This window comes from Caldicellulosiruptor kronotskyensis 2002 (assembly GCF_000166775.1).
GTDB classification, from domain to species: Bacteria; Bacillota; Thermoanaerobacteria; order Caldicellulosiruptorales; family Caldicellulosiruptoraceae; genus Caldicellulosiruptor; species Caldicellulosiruptor kronotskyensis.
This window is the reverse complement of record NC_014720.1, coordinates 1,161,139-1,170,000: the sequence shown is the minus strand read 5'-3', so window position 1 is coordinate 1,170,000 and position 8,862 is coordinate 1,161,139. Positions and strand designations below refer to the sequence as shown.

At 36.7% G+C, this 8,862-nt stretch carries 8 protein-coding genes; 1 reads left to right on the top strand and 7 read right to left on the bottom strand.

Features of this window, described 5'->3' with window-relative positions; genetic code table 11:
• Positions 1 to 139: 139 nt before the first annotated feature.
• From CALKRO_RS05045 to CALKRO_RS05035, 3 genes are read right to left on the bottom strand one after another with little or no spacing between them, the layout of a single operon-like run.
• A complete protein-coding gene (locus CALKRO_RS05045) occupies positions 140 to 2,347 on the bottom strand; it encodes a thiamine pyrophosphate-dependent enzyme (protein ID WP_013429996.1) in 2,208 nt (735 codons plus the stop codon).
• Positions 2,344 to 3,363, bottom strand: a complete 1,020-nt coding sequence (locus tag CALKRO_RS05040) for a 2-oxoacid:acceptor oxidoreductase family protein (protein WP_013429995.1) — start codon at positions 3,361 to 3,363, stop codon at positions 2,344 to 2,346. The genes CALKRO_RS05045 and CALKRO_RS05040 overlap by 4 nt, the downstream gene beginning before the upstream one ends.
• Positions 3,364 to 3,395: 32 nt before the next feature.
• Positions 3,396 to 4,580 carry a CCA tRNA nucleotidyltransferase gene (locus CALKRO_RS05035; RefSeq protein WP_013429994.1) on the bottom strand — a complete coding sequence of 395 codons (1,185 nt, stop codon included), beginning with the start codon at positions 4,578 to 4,580 and terminating at the stop codon, positions 3,396 to 3,398.
• Between the two features lie 93 nt (positions 4,581 to 4,673).
• Here CALKRO_RS05035 and CALKRO_RS05030 point away from each other — a divergent pair, with 93 nt between their 5' ends.
• Positions 4,674 to 5,474: a histidinol-phosphatase HisJ family protein gene (locus CALKRO_RS05030; protein WP_013429993.1), complete on the top strand. Its 801-nt coding sequence runs from the start codon at positions 4,674 to 4,676 to the stop codon at positions 5,472 to 5,474.
• Between the two features lie 7 nt (positions 5,475 to 5,481).
• Here CALKRO_RS05030 and mnmA read toward each other — a convergent pair whose 3' ends face one another.
• The 4 genes from mnmA to CALKRO_RS05010 all read right to left on the bottom strand — a co-directional run bounded on the left by mnmA (position 5,482) and on the right by CALKRO_RS05010 (position 8,677).
• A complete protein-coding gene (mnmA, locus tag CALKRO_RS05025; RefSeq protein ID WP_013429992.1) occupies positions 5,482 to 6,564 on the bottom strand; it encodes a tRNA 2-thiouridine(34) synthase MnmA in 1,083 nt (360 codons plus the stop codon).
• A 25-nt stretch (positions 6,565 to 6,589) separates the two neighbouring features.
• Positions 6,590 to 6,973, bottom strand: a complete 384-nt coding sequence (nifU, locus tag CALKRO_RS05020) for a Fe-S cluster assembly scaffold protein NifU (protein WP_013402945.1) — start codon at positions 6,971 to 6,973, stop codon at positions 6,590 to 6,592.
• A gap of 2 nt (positions 6,974 to 6,975) precedes the next feature.
• Positions 6,976 to 8,160 (bottom strand): cysteine desulfurase NifS, encoded by a 1,185-nt coding sequence (nifS, locus tag CALKRO_RS05015; RefSeq protein WP_013429991.1) that lies wholly within the window; start codon positions 8,158 to 8,160, stop codon positions 6,976 to 6,978.
• A gap of 64 nt (positions 8,161 to 8,224) precedes the next feature.
• Positions 8,225 to 8,677 (bottom strand): RrF2 family transcriptional regulator, encoded by a 453-nt coding sequence (locus tag CALKRO_RS05010; RefSeq protein ID WP_013429990.1) that lies wholly within the window; start codon positions 8,675 to 8,677, stop codon positions 8,225 to 8,227.
• Positions 8,678 to 8,862: the final 185 nt, after the last annotated feature.

The following is an 8,862-nucleotide window of genomic DNA, read 5'->3' as shown; positions in this document are numbered from 1 at the left end:
TATACCACCTTTTATTGTTTCAATCAATCTTTATTTTCGACTATTTTTGATGGTTAGAGCTTATTTTTTGATTTCAGCTTCAATTTTCTTAATTTTTCATCAAAATTCTCTTTTTTTCGCCAATGTTTGTTGTAGCCCTTTACAAGAGAGGATGTTCATGTCTTGCTTTCAGTCTTTCCCATCTTCTATCAACTTCTGCTTGGAATTCTTCGACGATGTGTTTGTACTCTGGTCGTGTAAGGTGTTTAGTTCTTCCCATCATTGAAAGCCATTCAATAACAGGGATTTTCTTCCCCTTTTTCTCCGGATCATATGTTATAGTGGTTTTGCCATGATCAATCTCATAAAGCGGGTGGAAACAACAATCAACAGCTGCCTGAATAACTCTTCTCTCCTTTGATGGTTCATCACCCCAGTTAAGCGGGCAAGCTGACAGCGCCTTGATATATACAAGTCCCTCTTCTCTCATAATTTTCTGAGCTTTTTTGGCTTTTTTGACAAAATCAATAGGGTCAGACTCTGCCACTGTAGCAACGTATGGAATATTTGTTGCCGCCATTATCTGAGGAGTGTCTTTATGGAAGGTCGATTTTCCAAACTGAGCCTTCCCGACATGTGAAGTTGATGTAGACGCTCCGTAAGGCGTGGTATACGAAAGCTGGTACCCTGTATTCATGTAGCCTCCATTGTCGTACTCAAATATAATCATCTTGTGGTTTCTCAGCGCAGCACCAATTGTAGGACCCATACCTATGTCGTTACCGCCATCACCTGTCACAAGGATAAATGTCAGGTCCCTGTCAGGAATTTCTCCTCTCTTCCTTCTCTGGTTGTACATCTCAACAAGTCCAGAAAGTGTTGCTGCACCGTTTTGGAAAAGGTTGTGTATATATGTTACCCTAAAAGCTGTTTGAGGATAAGCTGTGGTTACAACCATGCCACACCCTGTATGGAAAAGAAGCACCACATCACCTTCAATTCCTTTCAAAAGAAGATTCAAGTTAGGGAATATACCACAGCCAGGACATGCACCATGGCCAGGAACAATTCGTTTTGGCATTGCTGTCAAATCACGCGTGTTCAGTTGAATGTTCTTAGTCCATTCTGCTTTTATAGGTTTCATATACCTTTTAGGAACATAATTTTCATCTCCCGGGTATGCTCCAATATAATCAAAATCTGGTATTTCTTTTTTGCCTTCAAGTACAAGGTTCATATCTTCAAAGAGAGTCAGAGCCTCTTCCAGGAAAAAGTCCTTGCCACCAAGCCCATATATTCTGCTGACTACTTTTGGACCTTTTTCAAGTTCTTGAAGTGTTGCTTTGATTTCAATTGTCATATTGCCACCTTTTGCACCGTAGCTTTCTTGCCTATCTAACACTGCAAGAATCTTTACATTTTTCAAAAGCTCCTGGATTTCTCTTTTTGGCCATGGTCGCAATACGTTTGTTGTTGCAACGCCAACTTTTATACCTTTCTGTCTTAAAATGTCAACAGCTTCACATACGGTATCATAAGTGGAATTCAAGGCAAATATAGCTATCTGTGCATCTTCCATTCTATATCCTTCAACCAACTCATATTTTCTACCGCTAATCTTACAAAATTCCTCGAATACTTGTGGAATTATCTCATACGCTTTATCCATTGCCTTGCTGAGTTGATATTTGTTGTTTATAAGGTCGGGTTCATTCATATAAGGTCCAATTGTAACAGGGTTTTCAGGATCTATTGCAACCACTCGCTTTGGCGGGAGCTTTCCAACAAACTCCTGAACATCTTCTTTATTCTTAAAATAGCTCACAACCCTCTTTTGATGGCTTGTAAAAAATCCATCATATGCAACAATTACGGGAAGATTTACATCAGGATGTTCACCTATCTTTACTGCCATTATATTCATGTCATAGACTCTTTGCGGGTCTTTGGCAAGAAGTATTATCCAGCCGGTATTTAGTGTGAACATCAAATCGCTATGGTCACCTTTTATATCAAGAGGTCCAGAAATTGAACGCGTAACAAGATTTAATACCATTGGAAATCTTGTTCCCGATTGGACAGGAAGCTGTTCTAATGCATACATAAGTCCATTTGCACTTGTTGCATTAAAAACTCTGCCACCGCCCAAAGAGGCACCGTAACATATGCCTGCTGCACCATGTTCACCATCTGCCGCAATCAGTAAAATATCATGAAGTCCATCTGCTCGCATCTGGTCAAGTTCTTCAGCAATCTGGGTAGAAGGTGTTATGGGATAGTATCCCATAATATGATAATTTATTTGCGATGCAGCTAAAGCCGCCATTTCATTCCCACTTTCAAAGATTGTCTCTTGTGGTTTTATCATCTCTTCTCACCATCCTCATACCATTTTTCGTATATATCAAAATCATGTTTTGCAGATATTTTTTCTATGTCATATTCCCTTTCAATACCTTCAACAAGTGCACCTGTAGGACAAATGTCAACACATCTAAGACATCCTTTACAATACTGATAATCAGGCCCTAAATTAAACATTTTTGACTTACCATTTTCTACCTTTCTATCCCAAACAAAGACATAATCAGGGCATGTTGTTTCACAAAGCCCACAGTTGATGCATTTTTCTTTTATAAATACAGGAATTTTCCCAATCCTGCTGGTTATATTGTTTTTTGTTATTGTGTTTGCAAACTCTACAATAGTTCCTCCAATCGGAGCGTTCTTGTATCCCATAGGTCTTCTTTCTTCCTGGTACTCTACGTACTGATATTTACCATCATATTCAAAAAACTTAGATTCTACATAGTTATATCCAGCTTCAAGACCTGCCATGTTGGACGCAATTGTCTGCGGATATTTTTTCTCAAAAGTTTGTTTAACAATCTCTTTTACACTATCTAAGCTAATAAATCCAAGCATTCTTACAATTGCCCCAAGCATAACCATGTTAATCCTTGTTTTAACTTCAAGAGCAATCCTTATCGCATCCACTGTTGCCACCGTGCCACTTGCAAGTTTTAAAAAGTCACGAGCCTCATCCACGCTCTTGTTTGTGTTTAGGATAACTATTCCATCTTTTCTAAGTCCTTGTGTGACAGGGTTTGTATTTACCATATTCTCGTGAAATATAGCAACCAAATGAGGCTGAACAACAGGCGAATTAATTCTTATATGCTTTTCCTTTGGAGCAAATCTTATATATGACTTTACAGGCGAACCTTTCTTTTCAGAGCCATAACTTGCAAAATTTAAGGCATTCAGTCCACTTCCAACAACACCTGCTTCAGCCAAAATTTTGCCTGCAACATTCGCACCAAGTCCACCAATACTTTCAAGCCGAATTTCGTAGTACCCAAGTTCGTTTGTAGTAGGTAACATTTGCTCATCTCCTCGTTTAAAAATTCTGTTTATTAATTTTTACCCTGCTGAAGATACAAATTAACATAGTTCAATATTTCGTCTTTGCTATTTTTCTCGGGATTTTCCAAAACATATTCATATACAGTGTTTAAAACCTTTCCTATCATTTCTCCCCTTAAACCTAAAACCAATAAATCCTTCCCACTGAGTTGAACATCTTTTTTGTGGATGAGCTTATTTTCTCTTTTCAAATCATTGAATGTTTGTAAAATTCTATGGTCTGATTTTAAAATAGAAATGGTTGTCAGAATTTCTTCAACTTCTTTTTCCTCCTCGAAAAAAATCTTTTTGACAAGTTTATCTTGAGAGCATTCCATGGTCAAATAATTGCAAAGTTTTACAGCAAAATTAATTTTCTTTTTTTCAAACTTCAAATCTCTCATTAGTTTTTCCACTAATATTCCATCTTTCAAGCAGGCAAAAAAGGCAGGAACTTTGAATTTTGTAGGAATAAAATCAAAGTCTACTTGGCTCAAATACAGGTATATTTGCGAATACTCAGGAATTATAATACTGCCCACACTGCTTTCATAAAGAAGTTCAAGCCCATAAGAAGAATTTTTGCTTTCTAAAGTCTTTGATAGTTCTATATTTATTCTTTCCTTGGAGATTTTTTTTAAAAGATGTTTTAGGCTTTTTAGTGCCTCAAAAGTTTTATTTTCTATGACAAAACTTAGCTGCGTTGCAAACCTTATACACCTCAAGATTCTCAGTGCATCTTCAAAAAACCTTTCGTGTGGATTGCCAACACATCTAACAATTTTATTCTTCAAGTCCTCAATTCCACCAAAATAATCTATAAGTCCTTCATCCGGATGATATGCCATAGCATTTATTGTAAAATCCCTTCTTCTGAGGTCCTCAAAAAGACTGTTTGTAAACTCTACTTTTGGCCATCTGTGGTTTTCATATTCTTTTTCCACCCTAAAAGTTGTTACTTCTATCTTGACTCCATTTATAATCACTGTTACCGTTCCATGTTTTATACCTGTTGGAATGGTCTTTTCAAAAAGATGAATTACATCTTCAGGTTTTGCATCTGTTGCAATGTCAAAATCTTGAGGTTCTTTCGACAGCAGGTAGTCTCTCAGACATCCACCAACTAAATATGCTTTAAATCCATGCTGATTAAGTAGCTTAATTACCTTCATCGGTTCGTTTTTGAGCTGAATCATAAAAATCACCCTTTTTAACAATTGCTAATGTCAATAAAATATCATACAATTTGATTGTATGCAAAAAACTCTTTTTAAAGGAGATGACTTGCTATGTTTGACTACCACATTCACTCTAACTTTTCATCAGACTCAAATATGAATATGGAAGATGCTGTAAAAAAGGCTATAGAACTCAACCTTGAAGAGATAGCTTTTACAGACCATATGGACCTTTTATACCCGCCAGTTTCATATCCTGTTTGGGATATTAACTATGAAGATTACATGAATGAGTTTTATGCTATCAAAAAAAAATACAGCAGCAAGATAAAAATAAAACTTGGCAGTGAAGTTGGACTGCAACCACATTCTATAGAAAAAAGTTTAGAGATTCTAAACAGTTATTCCTTTGACTTTGTAATTGCCTCAACCCATGTTGTAGACTTTCAAGATTTGGCAGATGGTGTTTTCTATCAGGGAAAAACAAAACAGCAGGCTTATATAAGATACTTTGAAGAGACTCTGAACCTCATCAAAAGCTTTGACAAATTTTGTGTATATGGCCATCTTGACATTGTCAAACGATATGGAGATTATGAGAACAAAGATTTAGATAAAGAAGAATATTGGGATTTAATAGATGAGATATTAAAATTGCTTATTTTTAAAGGAAAAGGAATTGAAGTTAATACCTCTGGTTTTAGATATGGTCTTGGAATGCCACATCCAGAATATAAAATCATAAAACGATTTTATGAATTGGGTGGAGAAATAATTACGCTTGGATCAGATGCGCACTCTACAGAATACATTGCATACATGTTCAATTATACTGTTGACATGCTAAAGAGCATTGGTTTTAAATATTTAACAAAATTTGAAAATCTTGAGCCAATATTTGTAAAAATATAAGCCCTCATCAGAGGGCTTTTTCTATTATTCCGCCGCCAACAACAATATCGCCGCTATAGAACACAACAGACTGCCCTGGTGTTATGGCACGCTGTTTTTCACAAAACTTGACAAGTACTTTATTATTCTGCGCAGGTATAACTTTTGCCTTTGCCTCTTTTGCAGTATATCGTATCTTTGCTGTCACTTCTAACTCAGATTCCAATTTATCAAACGGTATAAAGTTCAAATCATAAGCAATCAGTCCATCCGAAAATATTTTGTCTTCTTCTCCCAAAACAACTTTGTTCTCCTCAGGTTTTATATCAACTACATACATCCTTTTCCCAGTAGAAATGCCAAGTCCTTTTCTCTGACCGATGGTGTAATTGTAATACGCTTTGCTCTTGCCAAGTATATTTCCCTCAGTATCAACATACACCCCTTCATCATTTATTCCTGTCTCTTTTTCAATAAAACTTCCATAGTCATTGTCCGGGATAAAACAAATCTCCTGTGAGTCAGGTTTTCTTGCAACAGGAAGATTAAATTTCTCAGCAAGTTTTCGAACTTCATCCTTAGAGAACCTACCAAGAGGAAAAAGTGTTTTTGAAAGCATTTCCTGGGTCATGTTGTAAAGCACATAAGTTTGGTCTTTTTCTCTTGCTTTTGACCTTTTCAAGAGATATCTACATAGACTTTTATCGTATTCTATTATGGCGTAATGACCTGTTGCAATGTAATCCATGCCAAGCACCATCGCCTTTTTTAAAAAAAGCTCAAACTTGATTTTCCTGTTGCACATAATGCAAGGATTTGGTGTTCTGCCTTTTATATATTCGTCGACAAAGTAGTTTATGACCTCTTTTTTAAAATCATCTTTCATATTAAAGACATAATATGGTATGTCAAGAATATGAGCTACCCTTCGTGCATCGTCAACAGCAGTAAGAGAACAACAGCTCTTTTCGCGAATTAACTCATCTTCAGTTTCGGTTTGCCAAATCTGCATTGTTGCTCCATACACTTCATACCCTTCTTCTTTCAAGATTGCAGCTGCAACAGAAGAATCTACACCTCCACTCATAGCAACCAGGACTTTTTTCTTCAAAAAATCTCACCCTTTTAAAGTAAGTTTAGTTGGTATTTTTGCTTTTTTGCTTGCTAAGATAGTCTTCAATTGCGGCTTTAATTGCCTCTTCGGCTAAAACCGAACAGTGGAGCTTGTTTGCTGGAAGACCGTCTAAAGCTTCTGCAACAGCTTTGTTAGTAATCTGCAAAGCTTCTTCTATTGTTTTTCCTTTCACCATCTCTGTTGCCATTGAACTTGTTGCAACAGCAGCACCACAGCCAAATGTTTTAAACTTTGCATCAACTATTATACCATTTTCTATTTTAAGATACATCTTCATTATATCCCCACACTTCGGGTTGCCAACCTGAGCAACACCGTCTGCATTCTCAATCTCACCAACATTTCGCGGGTTCATAAAATGGTCTAAAACCTTTTCGCTATACATCCTCAATTACCCCCTTTTTTTACGCTTTCATAAAGTGGACTCATTTCTCTTAATCTTGAAACAATTTCAGGCAAAACTTCTAATAGATAATCTATATCTTCTTCGGTGTTATCTTCACCAAGTGTTATTCTCAAAGACCCATGAGCAACCTCGTGTTCAAGCCCAATTGCCAGAAGCACATGTGAAGGGTCCAAAGACCCTGATGTACATGCTGACCCGCTTGAAGCTGCAATTCCTTTCATGTCAAGCATCAAAAGCAGGCTTTCACCTTCTATAAACTCAAATGAGAAGTTTGCATTGTTAGGAAGTCTCTGATGTCTATCACCATTTAGTCGAACATAATCAATTTTGCTTAAGACCCCGTCAATGAGCTTATCTCTCAGTTTTTGAAGCTTTGCGGCATACTCAGAAAGATTCTGAGTTGCAAGCTCTATAGCCTTGCCAAGGCCAACAATTCCTGCTACATTCTCTGTTCCAGCACGCCTATTTCTCTCCTGTGCACCTCCATGCGAAAATGGATGAATCTTTGTCCCTTTTCTGATATAAAGTGCACCAACACCTTTTGGCCCATAGAATTTATGAGCAGAAAGTGATAAAAGGTCTACACCTAAATCTTTTACATCAACAGGAATTTGCCCAACTGCTTGAACAGCATCTGTATGAACAATTATTCCCTTTTCCTTTGCTATCTTTGCTATCTCTTTGACAGGCTGGATTGTCCCAATTTCGTTATTTGCAAGCATGACAGAAATCAAAATAGTGTCATTTCTTATTGCTTCTTTTATTCTGTGAGGGTCAACAATGCCATTTGGCTCAACAGGAACATATGTGACTTCAAATCCTAAGCTTTCAAGATATTTCAGAGGATGCAAAACCGCATGGTGCTCGATTGTTGTTGTTATAATATGCTTGCCTTTATCTTTATTTGCAAAAGCAACTCCTTTTAATGCCCAGTTATCTGATTCTGTTCCACCGGAGGTAAAGTAAATTTCTTGAATATCAGCATTTAAGGCCTTTGCAACTCTTTCTCTTGCAAGTTCAACTGCTTTTTTTGCTTCTCTTCCAAGCTTGTAAATTGTTGAAGGATTGCCGTACTGATCTGTCAAATAAGGCATCATTTCATCTAATACTTCCTTTTTAAGAGGGGTTGTGGCTGCATGGTCAAAATAAATAATCTTTCCTTCCATATATATCATCTCCCATTATTTTTATCATTTTAGTAGGGTTTCTATAACTATTATACCCCATTTTTTAGATATAAAACATGTATGACTCATCTGCTGTCATCTTTTTATAATCATCAACCAAATCCTGGAGTGTCACAGAGTCCACAACCTTTTCTATTGCTTCTTTTACCTTTTCCCAAACTTTTCTTGTCACACAAAACTCTGCTCTTGGACAGTCAACTCTGTCTAAATCATCTATACATTCAGAAGGCGAAAGTGAACCTTCAAGAGCTCTTAATATCTCACCTATGGTAATTTTGGAAGGATCTCTTGAAAGCATATAGCCACCCTGAGCACCCCTTATACTCTTGACAAGTCCTGCTTTTTTCAAGGCTGCAATAAGCTGCTCTAAATAATGCTCTGAAATCTCCTGACGCTCTGCTATGCTCTTGAGTGACACAAGCCCTTCATCATAGTGAAGTGCTAAATCAAACATTGCCCTGACACCATATCTTCCCTTTGTAGATAACCTGAACATCTTATATCTCTCCAATTCCGACTTGTATACTCGGTTTTTATATTATAATAACATCTTAAAGTTATTTTTGTCAATAGTTTGGGAAAATAAAAAAAGACCATTCATTCTACATGGTCTTTCCTTGTCATCTATTATTGCTTTTCGCTTTTTGTAAAGAGGTTTATTACAAAAAAATATTCTCAAAA

What these genes read in the sequence shown, in the direction of transcription:
- CALKRO_RS05010 (WP_013429990.1), bottom strand. Translation starts at nt 8,677, where the DNA reads ATGTTCAGGTTATCTACAAAGGGAAGATATGGTGTCAGGGCAATGTTT.
- nifS (WP_013429991.1), bottom strand. Translation starts at nt 8,160, where the DNA reads ATGGAAGGAAAGATTATTTATTTTGACCATGCAGCCACAACCCCTCTT.
- nifU (WP_013402945.1), bottom strand. Translation starts at nt 6,973, where the DNA reads ATGTATAGCGAAAAGGTTTTAGACCATTTTATGAACCCGCGAAATGTT.
- CALKRO_RS05040 (WP_013429995.1), bottom strand. Translation starts at nt 3,363, where the DNA reads ATGTTACCTACTACAAACGAACTTGGGTACTACGAAATTCGGCTTGAA.
- CALKRO_RS05045 (WP_013429996.1), bottom strand. Translation starts at nt 2,347, where the DNA reads ATGATAAAACCACAAGAGACAATCTTTGAAAGTGGGAATGAAATGGCG.
- CALKRO_RS05035 (WP_013429994.1), bottom strand. Translation starts at nt 4,580, where the DNA reads ATGATTCAGCTCAAAAACGAACCGATGAAGGTAATTAAGCTACTTAAT.
- CALKRO_RS05030 (WP_013429993.1), top strand. Translation starts at nt 4,674, where the DNA reads ATGTTTGACTACCACATTCACTCTAACTTTTCATCAGACTCAAATATG.